This window comes from Actinomycetota bacterium (assembly GCA_030019255.1).
In the GTDB taxonomy this organism is placed as follows: domain Bacteria; phylum Actinomycetota; class Geothermincolia; order Geothermincolales; family RBG-13-55-18; genus Solincola_A.
Map to the genome: position 1 here is coordinate 2,786 of JASEFK010000006.1, position 23,580 is coordinate 26,365.

General features: G+C 62.3%; 21 protein-coding genes and 1 tRNA gene. 8 read left to right on the top strand and 14 right to left on the bottom strand.

The window, feature by feature from the left end:
- Together QME84_06545 and QME84_06550 are read right to left on the bottom strand one after the other, a co-directional pair.
- On the bottom strand, positions 1-2,090 hold a 2,090-nt coding region (locus QME84_06545; protein MDI6873925.1), incomplete at its 3' end, for a PAS domain-containing protein.
- Positions 2,091-2,277: 187 nt separating this feature from the next.
- Positions 2,278-2,595: a hypothetical protein gene (locus QME84_06550; protein MDI6873926.1), complete on the bottom strand. Its 318-nt coding sequence runs from the start codon at positions 2,593-2,595 to the stop codon at positions 2,278-2,280.
- A gap of 34 nt (positions 2,596-2,629) precedes the next feature.
- Between QME84_06550 and QME84_06555 the strand changes: the two genes are divergently transcribed.
- Complete coding sequence (locus tag QME84_06555; GenBank protein MDI6873927.1) at positions 2,630-2,797, top strand: hypothetical protein; 168 nt, start codon at positions 2,630-2,632, stop codon at positions 2,795-2,797.
- A 121-nt stretch (positions 2,798-2,918) separates the two neighbouring features.
- Here the strand turns inward: QME84_06555 and QME84_06560 are convergent.
- From QME84_06560 to QME84_06570, 3 genes are all read right to left on the bottom strand, one after another.
- Positions 2,919-2,993: transfer RNA gene (locus tag QME84_06560), tRNA-Val, on the bottom strand.
- A 58-nt stretch (positions 2,994-3,051) separates the two neighbouring features.
- Entirely contained in the window at positions 3,052-5,028 is a 1,977-nt protein-coding gene (locus tag QME84_06565; GenBank protein MDI6873928.1) for a polysaccharide deacetylase family protein, read from the bottom strand.
- Between the two features lie 175 nt (positions 5,029-5,203).
- Positions 5,204-6,097: a histone deacetylase gene (locus QME84_06570; protein MDI6873929.1), complete on the bottom strand. Its 894-nt coding sequence runs from the start codon at positions 6,095-6,097 to the stop codon at positions 5,204-5,206.
- A gap of 187 nt (positions 6,098-6,284) precedes the next feature.
- Here QME84_06570 and QME84_06575 point away from each other — a divergent pair, with 187 nt between their 5' ends.
- Positions 6,285-6,569: a GYD domain-containing protein gene (locus QME84_06575; protein ID MDI6873930.1), complete on the top strand. Its 285-nt coding sequence runs from the start codon at positions 6,285-6,287 to the stop codon at positions 6,567-6,569.
- A 58-nt stretch (positions 6,570-6,627) separates the two neighbouring features.
- On the opposite strand, the gene QME84_06580 is transcribed toward QME84_06575, so the two are convergent.
- The 5 genes from QME84_06580 to QME84_06600 all read right to left on the bottom strand — a co-directional run bounded on the left by QME84_06580 (position 6,628) and on the right by QME84_06600 (position 11,467).
- Positions 6,628-7,314: a glycosyltransferase family 2 protein gene (locus QME84_06580; protein MDI6873931.1), complete on the bottom strand. Its 687-nt coding sequence runs from the start codon at positions 7,312-7,314 to the stop codon at positions 6,628-6,630.
- 346 nt (positions 7,315-7,660) lie between these two features.
- Complete coding sequence (rfbB, locus tag QME84_06585) at positions 7,661-8,659, bottom strand: dTDP-glucose 4,6-dehydratase (protein ID MDI6873932.1); 999 nt, start codon at positions 8,657-8,659, stop codon at positions 7,661-7,663.
- Positions 8,660-8,683: 24 nt separating this feature from the next.
- Positions 8,684-9,121 carry a dTDP-4-dehydrorhamnose 3,5-epimerase family protein gene (locus QME84_06590; GenBank protein MDI6873933.1) on the bottom strand — a complete coding sequence of 146 codons (438 nt, stop codon included), beginning with the start codon at positions 9,119-9,121 and terminating at the stop codon, positions 8,684-8,686.
- Positions 9,122-9,131: 10 nt separating this feature from the next.
- The gene (locus tag QME84_06595) at positions 9,132-10,202 is read right to left on the bottom strand and encodes a glucose-1-phosphate thymidylyltransferase (protein MDI6873934.1); all 1,071 of its coding nucleotides are present in this window, start codon (positions 10,200-10,202) and stop codon (positions 9,132-9,134) included.
- Between the two features lie 143 nt (positions 10,203-10,345).
- The gene (locus QME84_06600; GenBank protein ID MDI6873935.1) at positions 10,346-11,467 is read right to left on the bottom strand and encodes an HRDC domain-containing protein; all 1,122 of its coding nucleotides are present in this window, start codon (positions 11,465-11,467) and stop codon (positions 10,346-10,348) included.
- 352 nt (positions 11,468-11,819) lie between these two features.
- Here QME84_06600 and QME84_06605 point away from each other — a divergent pair, with 352 nt between their 5' ends.
- From QME84_06605 to QME84_06630, 6 genes are all read left to right on the top strand, one after another.
- On the top strand, positions 11,820-14,027 hold the full coding sequence (locus tag QME84_06605; GenBank protein MDI6873936.1) for a PAS domain S-box protein: 2,208 nt from the start codon (positions 11,820-11,822) through the stop codon (positions 14,025-14,027).
- 173 nt (positions 14,028-14,200) lie between these two features.
- Positions 14,201-14,839, top strand: coding sequence for a TetR/AcrR family transcriptional regulator (locus QME84_06610; GenBank protein ID MDI6873937.1), 639 nt, complete (start codon positions 14,201-14,203; stop codon positions 14,837-14,839).
- An 11-nt stretch (positions 14,840-14,850) separates the two neighbouring features.
- Positions 14,851-15,402 carry a VOC family protein gene (locus QME84_06615; protein MDI6873938.1) on the top strand — a complete coding sequence of 184 codons (552 nt, stop codon included), beginning with the start codon at positions 14,851-14,853 and terminating at the stop codon, positions 15,400-15,402.
- A 369-nt stretch (positions 15,403-15,771) separates the two neighbouring features.
- Complete coding sequence (locus QME84_06620; GenBank protein ID MDI6873939.1) at positions 15,772-15,969, top strand: hypothetical protein; 198 nt, start codon at positions 15,772-15,774, stop codon at positions 15,967-15,969.
- 160 nt (positions 15,970-16,129) lie between these two features.
- Positions 16,130-16,747 (top strand): TetR/AcrR family transcriptional regulator, encoded by a 618-nt coding sequence (locus tag QME84_06625; protein ID MDI6873940.1) that lies wholly within the window; start codon positions 16,130-16,132, stop codon positions 16,745-16,747.
- 2 nt (positions 16,748-16,749) lie between these two features.
- Positions 16,750-17,409 carry a TetR/AcrR family transcriptional regulator gene (locus tag QME84_06630; GenBank protein ID MDI6873941.1) on the top strand — a complete coding sequence of 220 codons (660 nt, stop codon included), beginning with the start codon at positions 16,750-16,752 and terminating at the stop codon, positions 17,407-17,409.
- Between the two features lie 63 nt (positions 17,410-17,472).
- Here the strand turns inward: QME84_06630 and QME84_06635 are convergent, their stop codons facing one another.
- The 4 genes from QME84_06635 to QME84_06650 form a co-directional block, all read right to left on the bottom strand.
- On the bottom strand, positions 17,473-18,708 hold the full coding sequence (locus QME84_06635) for an acyl-CoA dehydrogenase family protein (protein MDI6873942.1): 1,236 nt from the start codon (positions 18,706-18,708) through the stop codon (positions 17,473-17,475).
- 21 nt (positions 18,709-18,729) lie between these two features.
- Positions 18,730-19,401, bottom strand: a complete 672-nt coding sequence (locus QME84_06640; protein ID MDI6873943.1) for a MerR family transcriptional regulator — start codon at positions 19,399-19,401, stop codon at positions 18,730-18,732.
- 274 nt (positions 19,402-19,675) lie between these two features.
- Entirely contained in the window at positions 19,676-21,313 is a 1,638-nt protein-coding gene (locus QME84_06645) for an acyl-CoA dehydrogenase family protein (GenBank protein ID MDI6873944.1), read from the bottom strand.
- A 332-nt stretch (positions 21,314-21,645) separates the two neighbouring features.
- Positions 21,646-23,211, bottom strand: coding sequence for a glycerol kinase (locus QME84_06650; protein ID MDI6873945.1), 1,566 nt, complete (start codon positions 23,209-23,211; stop codon positions 21,646-21,648).
- Positions 23,212-23,580 lie beyond the last annotated feature (369 nt).

A 23,580-nucleotide genomic window follows, 5' to 3' on the forward strand; every position in this document is an offset into this window, starting at 1 on the left:
CCCCCCCCCCCCGCACCGCAACGCAGCGGGAAGATCCCGCAGGATTGGTAACCGGAGGCCAGTGCCTTGTCTCGCCAAGGTGCCATTCGCGAATCGTTCTCTATGTCGTTGCATACCAGCGGCCTTCCCTCCCGGACGACCATTTCGGAAGGGTTACGACCTTCCCGGCTCTCATCCGCATCTAGCTTTATGCCCTCCACGTATTCCTCGCGAATACCCGCATGCGCCACCGGCCTCAGCCTTCCGGTCGAGGGATTCACCATTTCTATCCATGCCGTGGTGAACAATCCCTCATCCACCAGGATTCTGCATATCTCATTTAACAGGGCGTCCCTTTCCCTAAAGCGCACCACCGCCCGGTTAACGTCCGAAAGGACCGCGTAGAACCGTCCGAGGCGTTCCATCCTCGACCTCGCCGCGTTTCTCTCAGTTACATCCTCAACAGAGGCGATGACCCCCGCGACGTCCCCCTTCTCATCCCTCAAAGGCGCGGCGTTGAAGGACAAGGTCTTTCTGCTTCCGTCCCTGCATATCACGGAGTACTCCAAATCGAGCAATTCGGATTCCCCACCCATGACCCGGAGGAAAGGTAGTTCTTCCCGGGGGACGGGATTTCCGTCCATATCCGCGACCTCGAAAAAAAGACGGTCATAAAAACTTCCGAGGATCTCTCCCCTCGCGAGCCCGAAAATGCTCTTAGCGGAAGGATTGGCGAAGGTCACTCTCCCCTCGCTATCGAAGATGATTATCCCCACCGGTACCGTATTCACTATGGCGGAAAGCTGCTCCCGGTTCTTTCTCAGCTCCTCTTCAGCGCGGTCTCGTTCCTCGCTTCTTGCCTGCAAGAACTCAGCCATGCGGTCGAAGGAGCGCGCCAGAAGACCGATTTCCCCCACCGCATCACCGAGTCCGGTCCGTGCCTCGAGATTTCCCTCCCCCAGTTCCCGGGAGGCGCGCAGTAAGTTCCTGATCGGCGTGAGGATGAAAAATCCGCTCAACCAATATGTCGAAAGGATAACGAGGGCTACGAACAGCCCCAGATACGCTAGGTCCACAGCCAAGGCCCGGTTGATCGGTCCGTATATTTCCTTTTCCAAAAACCCCACGCACACGTAGACTTTTCCGGTTTCTTCACTTCCCATGAGGGTCTTGTGGACATACAGCCTGCGTACACCGTCCAATCCCTCGGCGTGAATGGATCCGTTTCCGGATCGCTCGAGTATATTTTTCACCACGGTCTCCTCGGGCACCACCCACCCCTCATAACCGCCTTCATCCGGATAACGGACAAGAACGGTCCCCCGGCTGTCCACCAATTGCAGGACGGAACCAGGCGAAAGCTCCAACCCGGCAGCGAACCCATCCAGCCACTCGAGGTCCCATGCCGCCACCAGTACTACGTCGATCTCCCCTCTCTCGTCCAGAACCGGTTGGGCGAAAACCAGAAGGGGCTTTCCGGTTATGCGATCGATAGAATAGTCTCCGACGGAAAACTCCCGGGATTTCACGGCCCGCTGGAAATAGGGGCAATCGGCCACGTTCAGCGAACCCACAAAGGGGACCGCGCTGACGACCAGGTTCCCGGCGCCGTCCACCACGATGATATCGGCCAACCCCCGCATTTCAGGCAAGATATCCCGGAGAAGTCTTTCACAACCCGCCCAATCCCTTTCCTTGAATTCCTTGGAGATGGAGAGATGGGACAACAACTGCCGGGTTTCATCCACCTTGTGCGAGAAATCGTGGACCATCAATTCAACCTGGCAATCTGCATCTCTCCGGGCATCATCAAGGGCGTCCTTCCTACGCTCCAGTGCGGAAAAAAGGATGAGAGCGAAGGCCGGGAGAAAGGCGAAAACGACGGTCAGAAGCACCCTGCAACGAAGCCCGCCGAAAGGCCGGACGTCAACCCCGAAATCTTTCATTTTTTTTTTTTTTTTTTTTTTTTTTTTTTTTTTTTTTTTTTTTTTTTGTAAAATAACCCCACGTCGTTTTGCAATTATTTCGGAAACATCGAAATCGCGCTTTAGATCGATGGAGACAATTCGAATACTCTTACCTGAGAAATCTCGACGCCGATCATAGCTCATGCCGCCTCGATCTCGCAGCAAGCTTACCTTGTGTCCGCGGGGCGCAGGTAGCCGTTCCTTTAGGTGAGCAAATGTTTGCTGTAGCGCTTTATTAACTCCAAAACCACCTGCCTTACCTCCTCCAGGGCTTCGAATATCCTCTCGCATGCGACCTGCTCTTTCGGGGTGCGTAAGAGCCTCTCGACACTTAACCTTCCTGGGGGCCCAGGGCATCTTTTAACATAGATTTCCAGGCCGCCGCCATCAATGTGCGAAGGACCTGTAACAACGCCCACGGCTTTTCCGACCCCAAGACCCCGGCCTCCAGGCGCATGGCCCCCATACCACCTACCCTAAAGCTCTTCTTGAGGAACACTTTGAGGCCTCCAGCAGACCGGATATGAAGGAACTCGTCTTCCCTAACCAAGAGGGGAAGCCCCTTGACCGGGGCAACTTGGTGAAACGCGGTTTTGCCAGGTTGCTGGAGAAGGCGGGTATAAGCGATTTTGCGCTTCCACGACCTCATACATACCTTCGCCTCTTTGTGCATCGAGGGAGGGGTGGACCCTAAGATCCTGCAGGCCATGATGGGCCACTCCTCTATACGGGTTACTGTGGACGGTTACAGCCACCTTTACCGGGATGCCTACGACCGGGCGGTCAAGGGCCTAGAGGCGGTGGCATCCGGTGGCATGAAAGTCATTCACCTGCCAGAGAGAGGAGTATGAAAACCACTAAAGGCCACTTCCGCCACAAACTTGTGGCGCATTTGTGGCGCAAGACCCTATGCCGCCGAAGAAGAAAAAGCCTGGCCGGGAGGGCATGTGGCCTCCGGCCGGGCATTTCAGGTGGTGGGCGTTGGCGGATTTGAACCGCCGACCTCCTGCTTGTAAGGCAGGCGCTCTCCCGCTGAGCTAAACGCCCGGCGTCACCAAAATATTAAAACACGCCGGCAGAGCAAACAACGCATATCGTGTTTCTTTCACAATCCGAGGTCGGCCTGGAAATACATGGAGCGTTCGGCCACCACCCCCGGCGAGGATCTAACCTCCACGGACACCTCCCGGCACCGGCCCACCTCGGTGGAGACGTCCACGATAGCTTTTCCCTCCGCGGGAAGGAGGTAAGACCTTTCTACGGTACCGACTTCGGTGTAATACACGACCTCGACTTCCTGTTCGTATTTCCAGGGGTTTTCCATTACCAACCACTCTGAGAAACCGCCATCGGTGCAGCCTTCCGCGAAATACCATCTCTCCGCGGGCCTCCACGTCCCCTGCGCCCCCGAACCTCCCATGACGTCGCCCCTGCGGAAATATAGGGAACGTTCCGCGACCACCGGGAGGAGGCTCCGCACCCTGGTTGTATAATCCGTTCCAGTCGGCAGGCCCGCATTGAGGGACAGGGTCTTCCTGCCTCCCGCGGCGAGGAGGAAGCGCTCCTCCGAAAAACTGCCGTCAGTTCCGCTCAGGCTCACGCTCACCCAGGTGGGCTCCAGGCACGGGTTGAACACGGTAAGAAAGGCATCGAAACCCTCCCGGGTGGTCCCCTCAGCGAAGAACCACTCGGGGCTCGGGGACACCTCTCCCCTTGAAACGCTTCCCCCGGTTACCAGGCCCTGGAAGACAAAATAACGGGACCGCTCCGCCGCCAGGGGAGCTTTGGACCTCACGACCAGGGAGTATTCCGCCTCCGGGGCCAGCCCCCTCAATCCCAGGGTGATTCTCCGCTGCGCCGGGACTTGCAGGATCTCAGATCTCGATGCTCCCGATCCGACCATCTCCACCTCCACCTTGGTGTCCATGGGACCGGGATTGAAAAGGACCAGGTACTCCTCGAAACCCTCCAGGGCCACCCCCTCGGAGAAGTAGTGCAGGCGCGAAGGCCTGGGGGTGCCCGGCGCGGTGAAGCCGCCGGTGAAACCGGAACCGCGGTTGAAAAAGACCGTCCTCTCCGCCACTACTTCACCACTGGCCTCCAGGACGGCCGCGACATCGTCGCGACCTGGAAGTTCCTGGTTCACGTTTATGGACAAGCGCCGCAAGGGAGGTATCTTGTACTCTCTCTGCAGGGACTCCTCGCCGGCCCGTAGATTCAGCCTCACCGCAACCTCCTCCGGGTTGGGGTTGAAGACCAGGATCCATTCCGCGAAGCCGGGACGCGTGGTCCCTTCGGCGAATAAGAAACGGCGCGCGGGAGCGGTCAATCCCGGCCCGGAGAAACCTCCTCTCACCACGTTCTTCCACCCGAACAACTCGGGCACGGTGACGAAGCAGAAGCCCCTCTGCCTCAAACCCTGCACCACCCCGGTCACCAGCTCGTAGGTGTGCTTCCCGCCGAAATGGAAAAGGATGATGCTGCCGTCGCGTGCGGCGTTGACCAAGTAGGCCGCCCTCTCCGCCACCGAGTATTCCACTCCGCGGGAATCGCCGCTGTCCAGGTCCCACATCACCGGGGTAAAGCCCGCCGCGGCGGCCACGGCCCTCACCCGGTCGTCAATGAAACCACCGGGCGGCCGAAAGAGCAGCCAGTGCTGCCCGGTGAGGGTGGATATCACCGCCTGGCAGGTGTTCAGCTCGGCCACGACCTGGGGATCGGGGATTTGGGTGAGGAAAGCGTGGTTCTGGGTGTGGTTGCATATATCCCACCCCAGGGCGTTCATCTCCTGGATCAGGGCCGGGTTCCGCTGCGCCCAGGAACCGACGACGAAGGCGGTGGCCCTTATCCCCTGGGAGGAAAGAAACTCCAGTATGCGGTGGTCCAGCCCGTAACCGTCGTCGAAGGTCAGGGCCACGCGGGGAGGGGTGGCGGCATATGCCAACTCACGCATGGCCCCGGAGGAAGTCCAGGTCCCGGTCACCAGGAACACCAGGAGCCAGAGGCCGGCCAGGACCGTTCCCACCGGCCCCCCGACCGGCCCCGGGACCCTCTTCCCGTAAATTCCGCGCCCGCTTTCCAAGTCGCGTTCCACCCGATTCCTTTCTCTTTTCACTTCCCAGGCCGGGTAAGACCGAGCCGCACCCTGCCCGCCCCGCACCCAAGGTGACGCGTCGGTCACGGGAAAGGGTTCCGTGTCATCTTAGTCCCTTTTCCGCAAGCGGTCACATTCTTCCTCTCACGGCCCCACTTTCCACCTACCGCGTGGCTGGGGTCGCACCGGTCGGGATGTCCCTTCGTCCGGCCAGGACCTCCACCACGTCCCCTATGGCTTGGCGGGCCACGTGGGGGCGGGCCCCCCCGGAGAGGACGTAGATCACCCCGGAGGGGAAGGACCTCCTCAACCTGAGGGCGAACTCCCGGTACACCCCGCCGCTGAGCTCGAAGGCCCCGTAATCGTCGCGGTGGCTGTCGTGCCCGAAGACCACGAAGAGCAGTTCGGGCCGGAATTCCTCCGCCGCCTCAACCGCCCTGTCCACGGCGTGCAGGAACTGCGCGTCGCCGGCGTCGTGGGGGAGGGCCAGGTCCAGGTTGTGGGGGCCGCCGGAATCCCTGATCACGTACCCGGAATGGAAGTTGACGTGCAGAACCTCCGGGTCATCGCCCAGAAGGTCCCTCGTGCCGTCCCCGAAATGGGGGTCGATATCCACCACGGCCACCCTCCTCCCCCCACCCTTCCGGCGCAGCCGCACCAGGGTCATGGCCACATCGTTCAGGTAACAGAAGCCCCAGAAACCGTCCCTCGAGGCGTGGTGCCCAGCGGTGCCCGTGAAGCAGAAGGCCGCCTCCGCCCTCCCGGAGGCCACTTCCTCCGCCCCCATGATCACCGAGCCCGCGGAGAGCAGCGCCACCTGGTAATAGCCGCTCCTTTTCACCCCCTGTATGTGCCCCTCGGTGTGGACCTCCTCGGCCAGTTTCTCCTCCGCGGGCCTGGCCTCTAAAAGATGGACCCCTTCTCTCTCTAAAATGCCACGGGATTTAAGTTCCTCGAAGGCCGGCGCTATCCTCTCCCGCAGCGCCGGATACCCCTGGGTGGCGAAATCCGGATGGTAGACCACCACAAGCCTGCACCTCTCCCCGCCCGCGATCATATCCCTACCTCCGAGTCAAGATCCTCTCCGTTAACCATACCATCTATTCATTCGCCGTCCACGATTCCCTTCACTCCCCGGGCTTTAGCGCCACCTGGACGTTCTTCCGTTTAGGGGGCCCGTCCGCGGGGTATTAAGAGATATTGTCGGACCATAAGGGCAAAGCGAGTAGAAAGGAGGAGGGCGGATGGCGACCTACATCCTCATCAGCCGGCTCACCGACGAGGGTTGTGCTACCCTTACCAAGAACCCGGACCGCATCAAGGAAGTGAACAAGGACGTGGAGGCCATGGGGGGCAAGGTGGTCGGCCAGTACGTGGTGTTGGGGCAGTACGACTTCATCAACATCGTGGAAGCCCCCAACAACGAGACCATCGCCCGCATCTCGGTCCAGCTGGCCTCGCGGGGAACGGTGCGCATCATGACCCTGCCGGCCATCGACGTGGACACCTTTATCGAGAGCCTGAAGTAGCGGAAAACGCTGGTAGGAAGAAAGGCGGGGGCGCCGCGACGCGCCCCCGCACCTACCCTCAATCCACGAAGCGGTACTTTATGAGCGCCCAGAGGGCGGGAAAACCGTCCTTCCAGGTTATCTTCTTGCCCTCCTCTATCTCCCTCCCCGAATAGGAGATGGGGACCTCGAAGATGCGTATCTTCTTCTTCAGTATCTTGGCGGTTATTTCCGGCTCGATGTCAAAGCGGTCCGACCTGAGGACTATGCCTTCCAGGGCCTGACGGGTGAAGAGCTTGTAGCAGGTCTCCATGTCCGAGAGGGTGGTGTTGTAGAGGATGTTGGTCACCAGGGCCAGGAAACGGTTTCCCACGTAGTGCCAGAAGAGCATGTTTTTGCGCGGGCCGGTGAAGCGGGAACCGTAGACCACCTCCGCCTTTCCCTTGAGGATGGGTTCCAGGAGCTTAGGGTAATCCTCGGGATCGTATTCCAGGTCGGCGTCCTGGATGATGATCAAGTCGCCGGTAGCCGCTTGCAGACCAGTGCGTACCGCGGCGCCCTTTCCCCGGTTCTCCGGGTGGTAGATCACCCGGGTGGCGGAGTTCTCCTCCATGGCTAGGATGTCCCGCGTCCCGTCCGTGGAACCGTCGTCCACCACCACTATCTCTTTCTCGATATCCCCCAGGTCCACCTGGCGCACCCGCCTCAGGACCTCCTTTATGGTGTTGCGCTCGTTGTAAACGGGGATGACCACGGAAAGCTTCATGTTCCTTACCTCCGGACGCTACGAGATCGCGACTCCTCACCGGTCCATTCTATTGGTTCCACTCTCTATTAGTTCCACTCTATTAATAATAATTCGTGGTGAGAATGTGGTTTCCATTTAAATTGATCCTTGGGCGAGGGGGCTTCCTCGTTGAATCACGGAACCGGGAACGCCTCCCTGAGATGATTCGGGTGTTGGATGCTATCATTTTCAATTCATTCCCGGCAAAATAAACGTTTTCGATGATACGCGTGCAAGGAGCGGTTTCGAATGGATCTCCCCACAGCGGCGGAGGTGACTTGGCGAACATGGCTGTGGAGTAGATGTTTGACCTGACCGGTACCGCTCAAATGTCCCCGTAGCGGCGCAGGTAATACTCCCGGAATTCGCCGCTCTTTATGGGCGCCCACCAGTCGCGGTTTTCCCGGTACCAGCGCACCGTCTCCCGTAGTCCCCTCTCCAGGTCGTAGAGTGGCTCCCAGCCCAGGCCGCGGATCCGGGAGCAGTCTAGGGAATAACGGAAGTCGTGCCCCGGTCGGTCGGGGACCCTCTGGATGTATTTTTCATCCTTTCCCAGAAGAGCCAGTATGGACCGGGTGAGCTCCAGGTTACTCCTCTCCTGGCCGGCCCCCACGTTGTACACGGCGCCGCTCTCCCCCCGGCGGAGCACCAGGTCGATGGCGCGGCAGTTGTCCTCCACGAAAAGCCAGTCCCTAACGTTGACTCCCTCCCCGTAAAGGGGGACCTTCCTACCCTCCAGGAGGTTGGTGATGAACAGGGGGATGACCTTTTCCGGGTACTGGTAGGGCCCATAGTTGTTGGAGCTGCGCACGATCACCGCGTCGATCCCGTAGGTGCGCACGTAGGAACGCACCAGGAGGTCCGCTCCCGCCTTGGAGGCCGCGTAGGGGCTGTTGGGCTGCAGGGGGCTCTCCTCGGTGAAGGATCCTTCGGCGATGCTTCCGTACACCTCGTCCGTGCTTATCTGCACGAAGCGGATGCCCGCCTCCCGGGCCGCGTTGAGCAGGCGGAAGGTGCCCAGGACGTCGGTGCGCACGAAGGCCTCGGGGTCGGTGATGCTGCGGTCCACGTGGGTCTCGGCAGCGAAATTCACTACCGCTTCCGGGCCCCACTCGAAGGCCTTCCTGACATCCGCCTCCTCGCAGATGTCCCCCCTCAGGAAGGCGTAGCGGGGATCCCCCTCCACGTCACGCAGGTTCTCGGGATTTCCTGCATAGGTGAGCTTGTCCAGGTTGAGCACCTCGTCTTCGGGATGCTCCCGCAGGAGATGGCGGATGAAATTGCTTCCGATGAAGCCGCATCCTCCGGTGACCAGCAAACGCATGGGTTACCTTCCCCGATACCAGCCTCAACGCATGACGATCTCCCAGTCGTAGGGCACGGCAGCCTCCTCCGGACTCAGCCTGCGCCCTTCCTCCACTGCCTCCGCGCACCTGAGCACCAGGGCGGGTTCGTGCCCTACTGCCTTCCATCCCCGGAGAACACCGGGGGGAACCTCCACCTCTCGGAAACGGTACTCCCCCAGGTATATCTCCGTCACCTCGTCCCGGGTGGCCGAGCCATCCCGGCGGTCGCAGGCCACCAGCTTGATCATCCCCCGCAGGCAGACGATGCGTTCCGGCGTGGACTCCCTCACCCACCAGGCCTCGACGCATCCTGGAAAGACAACGTGTATCCTGGCCGATGCGGAGGAGGGCGGCACCTCGCCCGCCTTCCAGAGGTCCACCGTATAGCCCCGGGAATGCAGCCGGGATGGCAGTTCCCTCACCCGCAGCCCCTCGATCATCCCCTCCCCCTCATATCAGTCCCACCCTGGAATTGTCTCCCAGCATGAAGCGGTAGGTCTTAGGGCGGTTGAAGGACCTGGCTATCTCCACGTTCTTCCCTATGAGGCTGTCCTCGATACGCCCGGGGATGTTCCGGATGACGCTGTTCTCCATGACGATGGAGTGTTCCAGTTCGCTCCCCTCCACGGTCACATCGTAATAGATGGAGGTGAAGGGCCCGATGTAGGAATCCACGATGCGGGAACCCCGCCCGATGATGGAAGGGCCGCGCAGCGTGGAGCGCACTATCTCCGCTCCATCCTCCACCACCACCCTCCCCAGGATGCGGCTTTCCCCGTCCACCTCTCCCTCACAGCGGGGTTCGAGGTCCTCGAGGACCATGCAGTTGGCCTCCAGGAGGTCCTCGAGGCGCCCGGTGTCCTTCCACCAGCCCTTGATGACGTGGGCCTCCACGCGGTACCCGTGGTCGATGAGGTGCTGGATGGCGTCGGTTATCTCCAGCTCGTTGCGCCAGGAGGGCTTGATGGCGCGGGCCGCCTCCAGGATCACCGGCCGGAACATGTAGGCTCCCACCAGGGCCAGGTCGCTGGGGGGGTCCTTGGGTTTCTCCACCAACTCCACGACCCGGTTTCCCTCTAGGCGGGCCACGCCGAACCTCTGGGGATCGACCACGCGGGCCAGTAGGATGAGGGCGTCCACCTCCTTGCTCCGGAACTCGTCCACGAAAGCGGTGATCCCCTCCTTTATCAGGTTGTCCCCCAGGTACATCACAAAGGGGGTCTCGCCCAGGAAATCGGCAGCTGTGAGCACGGCGTGGGCCAGCCCGAGGGGCGCCTCCTGCCTGATGTAGGTGACCTTCACGCCCCACCGCGAGCCGTCACCCACCGCCTCGCGGATTTCCTCCTCGGTGTCTCCCACGATGATCCCTATGTCCCTTAGCCCGGCGTCGCGAAGGGCTTCCAGCCCGTAGAAGAGGATGGGCTTATTGGCCACCGGCACCAGCTGCTTGGCGCTGGTGTGGGTTATGGGACGCAGGCGCGTCCCCTCGCCGCCGGACAGGATGAGGCCCTTGAGTTCCATAGTTGCCAATTTTAGCATACGAAAGCCCGGCCCCGTAACTGGCCTCCACGGCCGACACAGGGGACGCGGCCCTCCCCTTTACGCTGAAACCATTTTCTGGCAACCGAAAGGGAAGGGAGAACGTTGTGAAAGGAAAAGGCCCCTCACTCAAGGCTCGCCGCCAGCGCTTCTCCCATCTCCTTGAGCTGCCACTGCTTCAGAATCCCGCTCTTGCGGATATCCTCGAGGCTGCGCGGTTTCGTCCTGGCCAGTTCCTTGAGCACCGCGTTGGGGAGCAGGAAGCCCGGGTCCAGGCCCAGCTCCTCCGCCCGCCGGTCCCTGGCCTCCTTGAAACGGCGGAGGATCCTCTCCGCCTCCAGGTCCCTTCCGACTCTCTCTGGGACCGGAAAACGGGGCCAGCGCTCCGGGGGTTCCCTCCATCCCTTCTCCACTGCCCTCAATATCTCCCCACCGAATCTCCGCAGCTGGCGGGGCGAGAGGGCGCCGGCTGCCTCCAGCTCCCGCCGGTTGCGGGGAACGGCCTTCGCCAGCCTGAGCAGCCTCTCAGTACCCACCACCTTGAAGGGGGGAAGGTCCATCTTCCTGGCCTTTCTCTCCCTCCATTCGAGCAGCTTCTGGAGCACGGCCAGCCTGTGGGAGTCCAGCTCCCGGGCCCCCTTCACCCGGGTGAAATCGGGCTTCCGCTCGGGCATGGGAGAGAGTCCCTCCACCACCAGGCGGAACTCCTCGCGCGCCCAGTCCATACGTCCCAGCTTCGCCATCTCCTCCTCCATCCTGTCCCGCAGCTCGAGGAGGTGCAGGACGTCCAGGGCGGCGTAGCGGAGCATCTCCCGGTCCAGCGGGCGGCGCGACCAGTCCGCCTTCTGGAATACCTTGTCCAGGGAGATGCCCAGGTATTCTTCCATGAGATCGGCGAGGCCCACCTTCTCCTTGCCCAGTATGCGCGCGGCAATCATGGTGTCAAAGACGGGCGAGGGTCTCACCCCCAGGAAGGTAAGGATCATCCGGCCGTCGTAATCGGCATCGTGGAAGACCTTTTCTCTGGAAACATCTCCCAGCAAGTCGGACAGGGGGGCCGGATCAACGCACATGGGATCCACGATGTACGCCCGGCGACCGTCGCTGAACTGCAGGAGGGCGATACGGTCTCCGTAATGGTGAAAGCTGTCCGATTCCAGGTCCACCGAGAAGCGATGGCCCCTACCGAGCCGGCGGACCATTTCCCGCAGGCTCTCCGTATCGTCCACGTATACGAAATCGATCATGGAAGTATTATAGACGTGCATTGAGAGGCCAACCTATCATCCAACCAAAACTCGCCGGTAGGCAACGCTTAGGGGTCAGATTTATAATTTAAGTGTCTCGGCTTCGGACGGGGCTCAGGCCCTTCGGGCATCCTGTAGGGCGGCTCCCCGGGGGAAACATTCCGATGCCTGCGCCTACAGCGGCGCGGCAGGAAAAACGCCGGGGTGCGCGGCCCAGGGGCGGACCCAAGTCGGGCGGGAACACTTAGGCCTGGCGAGGATAGACGGGCCTCGCCTTCGAGCCATAATGGACGACAGTCCAGGTTTCACGTCGCTTTTTACTTAAGCGCCGTAAGCAGGGCGGGGGAGCACGATGGAAGAGAAGATACGCGTCCTGCACGTGGAGGACAACCCGGATCACGCGCTGCTCATCCGGCGCAGCCTGGAGAGGGAGGACCCCGGGCTGGAAATAGTTTCCGTGGCCACGGCGGAGGAGGCCCTCAGGCTCCTGGAGGAAGACGGTTTCCAGGTGGTGGTCAGCGATTACGTCCTGGGGCCGGGCATGAGCGGCATCGACCTTCTGAAGGCGGTGCGGGAAAGGGACCCCGAGCTCCCCTTCATCCTCCTTACTGGCCAGGGCAACGAGGAGGTGGCCTCCCTGGCCCTGCGTGAGGGGGCCGACGATTACATCATCAAGCGCTCTGGCCTCCTGCAGTTCAAGCGGGTGGCGCTGACCATCCGGCGCCAGTGGGAGACCCACCGCGCCCGCCTCGCCCGGCGGGAAGCGGAGGGGCGCTACCGCCACCTGGTGGAAAACGTCAACGCCGGCATCGCCCTGGCCAGGGGCGAGAGGTTCGTCTACGTGAACCCCAAGCTGTGCGAGATGACCGGCTACACGGCCGAGGAGCTCACCTCCCGTCCCTTCGCGGAATTCCTGGTCCCGGCCTACCGGGAGCTAGTCATGGACAGGTACCGTCGCCGCCAGGCGGGGGAGGAGCTGCCGCCCACCTATGAAATCTGGGCCTACCACAAGGATGGCCGCGAGATATGCCTGGAGCTCACCGCCTCCATCCTGCGCGATGAAGAGGGGGTATACACCCTGGCGGTACTCAGGGACGTAACGGCTCAGAAACGGGCCGAAGAGCGCGCGGAGCAGGCCGAGGAGAGACTGCGTCTGGTCTTCCAACAGGCCAGCGACGCCATCTTCCTCCACGATTTGGAAGGGAACATTCTAGAGGTCAACCCCGCGGCCACTGAGCTTACGGGTTATTCCAGGGAGGAACTCCTCTCCATGCGGGTGCAGGACCTGCATATTCCAGACGAAAGGAGCCTTTCCGAGCAGGAGCTGCTCAAGACCCGGCAGGGCGACTTTTTCGGCTTTGTGGGTACCGGCCTGTGCAAGGACGGGAGCATAAAGAAGTGCGCGGTGACGGGAACCCTCATCAGGGGAAGTGACCGTCCCCTCCTCCTCAGCCTGGTGAAGGAGCTTCCCGAGGCCGAGGATTTCGAGGAAAAGGTGGCCATGGAGGCCAGGGAGCGCTTCCAGGCGGCCATCGACCAGGCTCCGCTGGTGGCGGTGCAGGGCTATAACCGGGAGGGCATGGTCACCTACTGGAACCGGGCCTCCGAGGAGCTCTACGGGTTCCGCCGGGAGGAGGCCCTGGGCAAGACCCTGGACCAGCTCATCCTCACGGGAGAGGACGCGGAGGTATTCCGGCGCGAACTGGACCGGCTCTGGAAGGGCGGGGAGCCGGCGCCGCCCCGGGAATGGATAACCCGCGACCAGAAAGGACGGACGCGCTGGGTCCTCTCCACCATCTTCCCCATCCGGAGGGGCGGAGAATGCCTGGAGGTCTTCTGCATGGACCTGGACATCACCGAAAGGAAGAACCTGGAAACCGAGCTCCAGGAGCGCAACCAGGACCTGGAAGCCTTCGCCCAAATGGTCTCCCACGACCTCCGCGCCCCCCTGACCAGCATCGAGGGTTTCGCGGCCCTGGCTCGCCAGGCCGCGGAGGGCAGATTCGAGCCCGCGGAGATGGAATACTTCGACTACATTTTGAGAGCCTGCCGGGGTATGGAGAGCATGATCGCCTCCATCCTGGAGATGGCCAGGTCCGGCCTGCAGCCCGAGAACCGGAGGGAGGTGGAGCTGGAGGGACTGGTGCACGAGGTATGGGATGAGTTACGCGTTGAGGAGAGGTCACCCGCCGCCCGCCTGGAGCTGGACCTCGCCCAGCCCGCGGTCCGAGCCGATCCCGCCCTCCTGAGGCAGGTGCTGGCCAACCTGGTGGACAACGCGGTGAAGTTCAACCTTGATCATCCCTCCCCCCTGGTGCGGGTGATCTCGCGGAAGGAGGCAAGCGAGGCGGTGGTGATCGTGCGGGACAATGGGCCGGGGATACTGGAGGAGGACATAGAGCACCTCTTCGAACCCTTCCGGAGGATGAACCAATCCACTCCCGGGCTGGGAATCGGGCTATCCGCCGTTCGGCGCATCGTCAGCCGCTGGAAGGGGCGCCTGGAGGTGGAATCTAAGCCCGGGGAGGGGAGCGCCTTCTCCTTCACCATCCCGGACTGACCTCAACGCCCGGTTAGTATTACCATGGAACCCGCATCTATCCCCCTCGAGGAGTCGGAAAGGGTATTGTTCCCGAAAAACCCGCTTCGCGGATGAGCGCAGGGGAGGAACAACGGTTTCAAACCGCCCGCTCAGGTGATAATATATTAACGCATATATTACCGGGTGGAAACATGGAAGAAGAGAGAAAAACCAGGGAAAACAACCGGGTGAAGAAGCGGCTCCCGGCCCCGGAGCGGAAAAAGGTCATCCTGGACGCCGCGCTGGAGACCTTCGCCGAGTTCGGATACCATGGCGCCCTCATGGACAACATCGCCGAGAGGGCCCAGGTGACCAAGCCCATACTCTACCGGCATTTCCCGAGCAAGCTGGATCTCCTCCTGGCCATCATCGACCGGGCCGGTGAAAACCTCCGCCAGTCCCTGCTCAAGCCGGACACCTCGGAGGTGAACTGGATAACCGCAATCCGCAGCGGTGTGCGTTCCTACTTCGACTTCGTGGAACACTCCGAGTCCGGGTTCCGCCTTATCTACGATACTGACCTCAACGTGGACAAGCGTTCCCAGGAGAGGGTGACCGAGATTAGGTCCTCCATAATAGACCTGGTGAAGGAGCGCATCAGCTACTATACGGACACCGATGCCGTGCCCCCGGAATGCATCTACATCACCTCGGTGATGATCGTGGGTATGGTGGAATCGACGGTTATCCACTGGATGAACTTCCGCAAGTACCCGCGGGAAGTGTACGAGGAGAACCTGGTGCGGGGGGTGGCCAACATCCTCGCCCAGCTTCCGCCGCGCCGGCGCTGAAAGGAGGGGCGATGTCCTCGAGGGATCTCCTGCACATGCCGCGCCTGGCCCAGGTAGGCCTGGTGGTCAGGGACATGGAGAGCACCATCCGCCGCTTCGAGGAGGTCTTCGGCATAGGACCCTGGCTGGTCCTGGAAGGGGAGACCGCCTACTGCCTGGACCGGGGAAGGGAAACCACCCTCAAGGGACGCATAGCCATGGGCTACAGCGGGAGCATCCAGCTGGAGCTCATCCAGATACTGGAAGGGGACAGCTTTCACCTCCATACCCTGGGGGACAGGAAGGAGGGGCTGCACCACCTGGGCTTCGCCGTGGACAACCTGGAAGAAAGGCTGGAGGCTGCCAGGGCGGCGGGGATCGGGATACTCCAGCGGGGAACCCTCAAGCAGTTGGGGATGACCATAGATTACGCTTACCTGGATACCCTGGACTCCGTGGGAGTGATACTGGAGTTCATCCAGACCCGTTTCCTGGGACTCAAGGCCCGCCAGTATCCCTGGCTGCTCAAGCTGGCGGCCCTGAGCCAGAAGCACCTGGGCTTCCCCCGTCCTTCCCGAAGCTGATCCGGGCGCCGGGGTTGTTTTTTCCACAAAACATGGCTTGAACAACATATGTTTTTACCGCCACGCCTCGGGCCCGATACCGGAACCGGGGCCGGCCTATCAATGAGCGAGCTTCAACCCTCACCGCCTGCCCCAAGCCCTATTCCGCGAATATCCGGGCCGCCGAACGTTCAAGTCCAACCGGTATCCAGCCGAGTAACATCAGGAAAGAGGTGGACGCATCCCGGCGGCGTCTGACACGCGCGAAGGGAAACAGGCGCGGCTAGTACGCGGCAAGTCGTGGTCCAGGGAAATGGCTTGCAATCTTCCCGGATGCCCCGAACCGGGGGCCGTACGGGTAGGTCGGCGGGATTCAGTGGGGTGAGGGCGGTGGACGGGAAACGCCTGGAGATAGACGGATGCGTGTACGACCTCGAGGACCCGGAGGAAAGGAAGGCCGCCGTTCGCGCTTGGCTGCGTTCCAAGTCCCGAGAGCGCCGGGCTGCCCCTTCGAGCGAAAAGACGCCCGGGGGCAAGGGCGCGACGAACGGGGCCGGCGACGGCGGGGAGAAAGGCCGGTCGTCCTGACGTTCACGCCCGAAACCCGGAAATCGTTTATGTTATGATGTAATCCGACGTTAGTAACCGGTTCTTTTATTTGGCGTGTCGACCGAAAGCGGGCCTTCCGGCCGCGGGCACGGCGGGTGGAGGAATGCCTCACCGGCGAACGACGGATGAAAGGAGGGCGATGGCCAGGAAGAGGCTACCGGCCGAGAAACGGCGGGAAAGCATACTCAAAGCCGCGGAAAGATGCCTGGCTCGCCGGGGTTACTATTCCTGCACAACCGCGGACATCGCCGCCGAGGCGGGGATCACCGAACCCATCCTCTACCAGCACTTCGAGGACAAGCGCGACCTGGTGGAAAGCATGCGCCAGCGCACGGTGCAGGACATCTCGGAGTACGTGGTACGCAGGGTCCTCAAGAGGACCACTCCCCTGGCGGGCTTGAGGGAGGCGGCTGAGGCGGCCTTCGACTTCACCCTGCGGCACCGCAGCAAGATGAGGGCTTATTACTACTCCATCCCCGATCTGGGAAGGGGCGGCTTCCACCGCACCCCCGTGAACCGCCTGCACCGCCTCCACGACGCGGTCACCTACATGCTGGAGGAGGGCCAGAGGCGGGGAGAGGTCGTTAAGGACCTCGAGGTCGACGACTTCGCCTGGAGCTATATCGCCCTCATGGAGATCGTTTACATAGCCAACGCCTTGGGCCTGGAGGTGCCCTTCTCGGACAAGGGGAAATACCTGGAGCTGGTGGACAGGTTGCTCACGAGCGTGTCCACCACCGGGGAGATCGGGGGTTGACCATGCCCGGGAAGAGGAACCCCGCCAGGAGCAGGACACGGCGAAACAGCCGCCAAGCCATCATCGAGGCGGCCCTGCAGTGTTTCGCCGCCAAGAACTACGACGGTGCCTCCATGTCCGACATCGCCGAGGCCACGGGGATAACCAAGCGCGCCATCTACCGCTACTTTCCCACCAAGCGGGAGCTCTTCTACGCCGTGCGCAACGAGGTCTATTCCACCATCGTCAATCACCTCTGGCGCGAACTCCCGCCGGCGAAGGACTTTTTCGAGCTGGCCGATGCCCTCATGCGCTCCCATCTGCGCTTCGGCCTGGAAAACCCGGAGATGCTGCGCATCGTGGTCAACACCATCTCCGAGGCGGCAACCCGCGAATTCCAGGAGAACATCGACGCCCTGCTCGAGGACCGTGAGGAGGAGCTGGAGCGCCTGGTCCAGGCGGGGATTGAGGAGGGCACCCTCGACCCCTCCCTGGATCCGGGCTACCTGGCCTGGATATTCATCCTCATCTTCTACTTCCTCACCTACATGGTGGCCTTCGAGGAGGAATGGATACTCTCTCACGGGGAGGAAGCCGCCTCCCTCATATTGCGCCCCATCCTCGACTCCCTGGCACCACGGGAGAATAAAAAGGGGCGGGGGAGGGCCCGCAACCTTTCCTAGCCCTCCGCCACTCCCTGCACGTCTTAAAAATGTCCCCTATGTTGAGGGGGAGGTCCCGCGCGGTTATTCGTAGATCTTTTCCTCTTCATTGAAGGCTTCCGGGGCGTCCAGCTCCACGTTCCTCTTCCCCTTCACCTCCTGCTGCAGCTCCTTGTAGAACTCGTGCTGGATAATGAGGTTCATTATCTGGTTGGTCCCCGTCCATATGGAGAGTAGGCGGGCGTCGCGCAGCATCCTCTCGATGGGATAGACGTTGGTGTAGGCAATCCCGCCCATGGCCTGCATGGCGTTGTAGCAGATCTCCCACACCGCCTCGGTGGCGAACTTCTTGGACTCCGAGACCATGCGCCGCATCCTGCCGTGGGGGATGCCGGCGTCGATGGCCTTGGCCGTCATCCATACCAGGCTGGCCATGGCGTCCAGCTTGATGAGGCTTTCCGCGATCATGAAGTTCACCGCCTGGAAGCTCTTGATGGGTACCCCGAAGGCCTTGCGCCGCGTGGTATAGCGGGCGGCGATCTCGATGGCCTCCCGCGCCGCCCCTATGCATCCCGCCGCGGAGGTCATGCGCTCGGGGATCATCATGCGGTAGAAGATGCGGGAGGCGCCGTTCTCCTCCCCCACTAGGTTCTCCGCCGGCACCCTGGTGTCCCGGAAGAGGACCCTTCCCGTGCCGCTCCCCCGGGCGCCCATGAGCCCGTAGACCGTCTTCACCTCCACGCTCTCGTCCCTCTCCACCAGGAAGCAGCTTAGCCCGTCCCGGGGCGGAGCATCCGGGTTGGTGCGGGCGTAGACCATGAAGTAATCAGCCCCCTCGGCCCCCACGATGAAGCGCTTCTGCCCGTGGAGGATATAATGGTCGCCCTCCCGGCGCGCCGTGCAGGTAGCACCGAAGAAGTCGGAGCCGCCGCGGGGCTCGGTGAGGGCCTCGGCGCAGACTTTCTCCCCCCTGATGGTGGGGACCAGGAAGCGCTGTTTCTGGTCCTCGGTCCCGAACTGGGCGATGCACTCTCCCACAATGCTCACCAGGGAGTAGAGACAGGTGAGGGGCACTCCCACCAGGGACATCTCGGCGATGGCGATGATCTCGTCCTCCCACTTGAGGCCGCGCCCCCCGTATTCCTCCGGGAAGCGCAGGCCCAGGAGGTTCCTCTTGCCGGCTTCTTCCAGGAAAAACCTGGGAAATGGCGCGATCATGGCGTCCATGTCCAGGATGAGCTGGCGGGGAACCCAGTTCACCAGGTCCCTCACCTCTTCCTGGAGCCTCTTCTGTTCCTCGGTCATGATGAAGTCGAACACGGCCTACCTCCCTTTTCCTCGCTAACCCGTCTCCTTACTACCGGGCACCGCCCGGGTTCCGACATCCCGGCGTCGTCCGTTCGCTCCTTCTCTCCGGGTCGTCTCCCCCCTCCCGGGAAGGTCACCGGGAGTCCCCGGTTTCCCGGCTGGAACCTTCGTCTTACCCGCTTTTCCGGATCTCCCACGTTCCGGCTCCCGCTCCGCGCCGGGGATCCCCTCCGGAGTCCTTTCCTCCCGGAGCGGCTGCACGCCAAACTCCCTCCCCTCCAGCTCCCGGATAACTTCCTCCGCCAGGGCAATGAAGGAACGGGCTTCGCGGTCCTCCCCTTCCTCCTTCAGTATTTCCAGGAAACTCCGGGCGAACTCGAGCATCTCCCTCCGGATCTCCAAGAGTTCCTCGATCCTCTCGTCCATCTCTCGTATGTGCCGGAAACCGTATTCCAGGGTGCGCATGATCTGCCGAGCCTGGGTGGGATGGGCATCGTAGAGCTCCAGGATGTCCGCGATCTCGGAGAGGGAATACCCAAAGCGGCGGCCGCGCAGGATGAGCTTGAGCCGGGCCCGCTCCCGATCGCCGTAGAGCCTCTGGCCCCTGCAGCTGTTGCGCTGCGGGGAGAGTAGGCCCACCTCCTCGTAATAGCGTATGGCGCTGGGGGCGATGCCGAACTCGTCCGCCAGCTCGGAGATGGTCAACTTTTTTCTCTTCTCCGTCATTGCCCCGTGTTTTGTGTCCTGCGGTCACTCGAGAGGTGATGACTTGCTAAAAACGCCTTGACGCCCTCAAGTCTTGAAAGCCCTTTTACTTTCCGATCCCTCTGGGAGTGCTTGATCCGCTGCCGCTTTTCCCTTCCGCCCCAGGTCATCACCTCATGCACGCCCCCACGAACACCTGGAAAGGCCTGGAGAGTCGGTCGCCGGGTGGCATGAGTGGTTTCTCCCATGCCGTTTTCATCGCCCTGAACCTGCCTCACGCCTGGCCTGTTCCTGTCCGGCCGGCGGGAATTTCCGCCGCGGGGCTTGCCGCCTCCGCCTCGGCGAGGGCCAGGTCCTGGTAGGCGTGGAAGAGGCGGGAGCAGAAATCGTCCCATCGCAAACATATGTCCATGGTCCTCCGGTCCATCTCGAAAAGGTGGGGCACGGAGAGCAGTTCCTCGATTTCCTCCGAGAGCTCCCTCACCACTTGCGGTTCGGCGCCCTGGAGCAGGTCGGAGACGAAATCGCGCGCCGGGTACCATTCCGCCACGCGCTGGAAATCGCGGTGCATCTGGGTGAGCAGCACGTTGCGCGGCCCCTCCCAGAGCTCGTTGACCAGGCCGTCCCGCAGCATCCGCGGGAATATGGAAAAGTCTTCCATAACCCCATGCCCGCCGAAAATGCTTATCCCCTTGCGCGCGTAGTCGTTGGCGTCCTGGGCCACGGTTATTTTCTGGAGCATGACCAGCTGCCGCACCCGGAAGCGCCTCTTCTTTATCTCCAGCGGCTCGGGGGTAGTCAGGCCTGGCGCCAACCCGCCGGGCAAGCCTATGAATTCCCCATAGAGCTTGAAGCTCCCGGCGATGGTGCGCTGGGTGCACCTCTCGTAGTCCTCCAGCTGGGCGGCCACCATGGGGAAGGCGCGAAGGGGAAGGCCGAAGGCGGTGCGGAACTCGGCGTACTTTTTACCCTCCCGCAGCCCCCTCGCCATGCCGGCCCCGCCGCTCAGCCCCACCACCAGGCGGGAAAGGGTGAGCACGATACCCACCACTATGGCCACGCCCCGGTCCAGGGGACCCGCGGGATAGGCAAGGGCGCCGTCGAAGGTGATCTCCGCCGTGGGCAACTCCACCGTGCCCATCTTCCACTTCAGGCGGTCGATAGTGTAGCCGTTGCGTATCTCCCTCTCCTTGTCCATCCACATAGGGACCACGAAACAGCCCACCCGTTCCGAGCCACGCGGCTTGGCGGTCACCACCGCGTAGTCCGCGTGGGCGGCGGAGCAGAAGAACTTGTTGCCGTAGAGCCTCCACTCCCCGTTCTCCTCCACCGCCTCCACCAGGTTGGCGGGGACGTCGGAGCCGCCCTGGATCTCGGAGACGAACTGCGCGCCCAGGGCGTAGTCGCCCTCTATCCCTTCCTTGGCATGCCGGAGGATCCTGCGCGTCTCGGGCCGGTCGGCATATTTTTCCAGAAGGGCCACCAGGCCCCAGGTGCAGGTCAGGGGACAGACCACCCCGGCCTCGGAGTTCTCGCTCAGGAGGAAGAACTTGATGAAGCGCGTCCAGGGGGAGGTGGAGTCGGAGAACAGGCGTTCGGCGAGGATCTCCTTCTCCATTACCTCGACCTCGTAGGGGCGCACGATGCGGTCCACGCGGTTGCGGTGCCCGTCGTAGTGCATGACGTAGGGTCTCTTCTCCGGGCTGGCGATGCGCTCTGCCAGGTCGCGCCAGCGGAAGGAGACCTTGCGGGAGAACTCCCTGGCCTCCCGGTCCACCTCCTCAGCCTCGGGGCCCGTGAAGACGGCCACCATCCTCTGCAGGAAGGGATCGTCCGCGTAGTAATCGACCTTGCTCCGCCACTCCAGGTAGGGATTGAAGGTGTAGGGGTTGTTCCTGTCCGGAAGGGTCATGTCTCCACCTCCTCCTCCGGCGCCGCGCCCGGCTTATCCCCGGGAGATGCTCCCAAGCCGGCCGGGCCATCCTCTCCATCCCCGCCGCCCGTGCCCCGGCGGTCCGCGATACAAATTAAAGCTAACTTTAACTTTAATTTATAGGACGGCCACGGCGGATGGTCAACACACCGAGACTCATACAAGAGAGCGTCGAACTACGCGGCATCCGCGTCCCGGTGAGCGCGACCCTGGCAGGGATGGGTAGTTTGATTCGGCCCGCACAGGGAGTGATCATGGAGGGGGGGAACCACGGACAGGGATTCCAGGCACGCGGGATTTCGCAGGCAGACTCAGGCCCAGCGGCGCGCCCGCTCCACCGCCCTCTTCCACCCGGCGTAGAGTTCCCGCCGCGTCTCGGGGTCCATGCGGGGCCTGAAGACCCTCTCCACCTTCCTGGTGCGGAGGATGTCGTCCGGGTACTTCCAGAAACCCACCGCCATCCCCGCCAGATACGCCGCTCCCAGGGCTGTGGACTCCAGCATCTCCGGTCGCTCCACCTCCAGGTCCAGGATGTCCGCAAGGAACTGGAGCAGGAAGTTGTTGCGTGAGGCGCCGCCGTCCGCCTTCAGTCCCCTGACCTTAATGCCGGAATCCTTCTCCATGGCCTCGATGACATCCCGGCACTGGTAGGCGATGGACTCCAGGGTGGCCCGTACCACCTGTTCCTTGGTGGTGGCCCGCGTGAGGCCGATGACCGTCCCCCGGGCGTAGGGGTCCCAGTAGGGGGCGGTGAGACCGGTGAAGGCGGGCACCACGTATACGCCCCCGCAGTCCTCACAGGACCTCGCCAGCTCCTCGGACTCCGCGGCCTCCCCGATTATCTGGAGGTTATCCCGGAGCCACTGCACCGAGGAGCCGGCGCTGGAAATTATTCCCTCTATCATATAGGTGGTCTTCCCGTTTACCCTCCAGGCGATGAGGGGGGTCAGCTTGTGGATGGAGGCCATGGGTTCCTCGCCGGTGTTCATGTCGATGAAGGAACCCGTCCCGTTGGTGCACTTCACGCTGCCCGGCTCGAAGCAGGCCTCCGCGAAGAGGGCCGCCTGCTGGTCGGCCACCAGGCTGCGGATGGGGATGGGGTCCCCGAAGACCTCCGTGGTCCCGAAATCCCCACTGGTCTCCCTTATCTCCGGGAGGACCAGTCCCCCGGGCAACCCGAAGGGCTTGAGGAGCAGGGGGCTCCAGCGCATGCCGAAGGGGTCATACATCCCGGTGGCGCTGACGTTGGAGTAGTCGGTGGCGTGGACCTTCCCCCCGGTATACTTCCACACCAGCCAGGTGTCCACGGTCCCGAAGAGGAGGTCCCCGGAGGCGGCCTTCTCCGCCGCCCCCTCCACGTTGTCCAGTATCCACCTGGCGTGAGCCGAGGACTGGGCCGGGGTGACCGTGAAATGGGCAGCGGTGATGAGGAGTTTGCCCAGGCGGTTGCGGCGCAGCCCCTCGCCGAGGGCGGCGATCCTCTGGTATATATTACCAATCACATGCAGGGTGCGGAACATAGGGCTGCGGTTGATCCGCTCGCAGGCATCCGACATGCGGGTATCCTGCCAGGTTATGGCGTTGTACACCGGTTCCCCGCTGCGGCGGTCCCATAGCAGGCTGGTGGCCCTCTGCGTGGCGATGCCCATGGCCGCTATGCGGGATGGAGGTATATCCGTTTCCCGCAGTACCTCGCGGGTCACCTCCAGGCATTTCTCGTAGATCACCAGTGGATCCTGCTCCGTCCAGCCGGGACGGGGAAATACCTGGGGGATCTCCACGTAGGATTCGTGCACCATCCTTGCTTCGCGGTCGAAGACCACCGCCCGCGCACCCGTGGTGCCCACGTCGTTTACTAGGATGTAATTTTCCTCCATGCCGCCCCCCTTCAGTAACTTAAGGTCCGCCAAATCATTATATTCCGTAAACTTCCCGAGGTTCAGTTCACCATACCCAGAAGCCGGTAACGGCCAAACCCCGTCAGCGCACGCGGCAGGAAGGAAACGCCCTCGTGCGCTGCCTCCAACGTCCCCTTCCATCGCATAAAACGGCGATGGGAGACGTTTCCCTCTCTTTCAGCTTCCAGCCGACCCCAACGGTAATGCACCAAATCCCGTCGCGAAATGGGCCTCTCAAGGGACGAGGCCCACGGCCACGTGGCCTCCCTCCCACTTCCCCCCGTAGCGGAAATACATGGGGCGCTCCGCGGCCAGGGGGCGGTCGCTGGCGAGGAGCACGGAGACCTC

Bases quoted from the DNA above. Each gene is read 5' to 3' on its own strand.
- QME84_06550 (MDI6873926.1), bottom strand. From the start codon at position 2,595: ATGAGGTCGTGGAAGCGCAAAATCGCTTATACCCGCCTTCTCCAGCAA.
- QME84_06570 (MDI6873929.1), bottom strand. From the start codon at position 6,097: ATGATCGCGGGCGGGGAGAGGTGCAGGCTTGTGGTGGTCTACCATCCG.
- QME84_06575 (MDI6873930.1), top strand. From the start codon at position 6,285: ATGGCGACCTACATCCTCATCAGCCGGCTCACCGACGAGGGTTGTGCT.
- QME84_06580 (MDI6873931.1), bottom strand. From the start codon at position 7,314: ATGAAGCTTTCCGTGGTCATCCCCGTTTACAACGAGCGCAACACCATA.
- rfbB (MDI6873932.1), bottom strand. From the start codon at position 8,659: ATGCGTTTGCTGGTCACCGGAGGATGCGGCTTCATCGGAAGCAATTTC.
- QME84_06590 (MDI6873933.1), bottom strand. From the start codon at position 9,121: ATGATCGAGGGGCTGCGGGTGAGGGAACTGCCATCCCGGCTGCATTCC.
- QME84_06595 (MDI6873934.1), bottom strand. From the start codon at position 10,202: ATGGAACTCAAGGGCCTCATCCTGTCCGGCGGCGAGGGGACGCGCCTG.
- QME84_06600 (MDI6873935.1), bottom strand. From the start codon at position 11,467: ATGATCGATTTCGTATACGTGGACGATACGGAGAGCCTGCGGGAAATG.
- QME84_06605 (MDI6873936.1), top strand. From the start codon at position 11,820: ATGGAAGAGAAGATACGCGTCCTGCACGTGGAGGACAACCCGGATCAC.
- QME84_06610 (MDI6873937.1), top strand. From the start codon at position 14,201: ATGGAAGAAGAGAGAAAAACCAGGGAAAACAACCGGGTGAAGAAGCGG.
- QME84_06615 (MDI6873938.1), top strand. From the start codon at position 14,851: ATGTCCTCGAGGGATCTCCTGCACATGCCGCGCCTGGCCCAGGTAGGC.
- QME84_06625 (MDI6873940.1), top strand. From the start codon at position 16,130: ATGGCCAGGAAGAGGCTACCGGCCGAGAAACGGCGGGAAAGCATACTC.
- QME84_06630 (MDI6873941.1), top strand. From the start codon at position 16,750: ATGCCCGGGAAGAGGAACCCCGCCAGGAGCAGGACACGGCGAAACAGC.
- QME84_06645 (MDI6873944.1), bottom strand. From the start codon at position 21,313: ATGACCCTTCCGGACAGGAACAACCCCTACACCTTCAATCCCTACCTG.
- QME84_06650 (MDI6873945.1), bottom strand. From the start codon at position 23,211: ATGGAGGAAAATTACATCCTAGTAAACGACGTGGGCACCACGGGTGCG.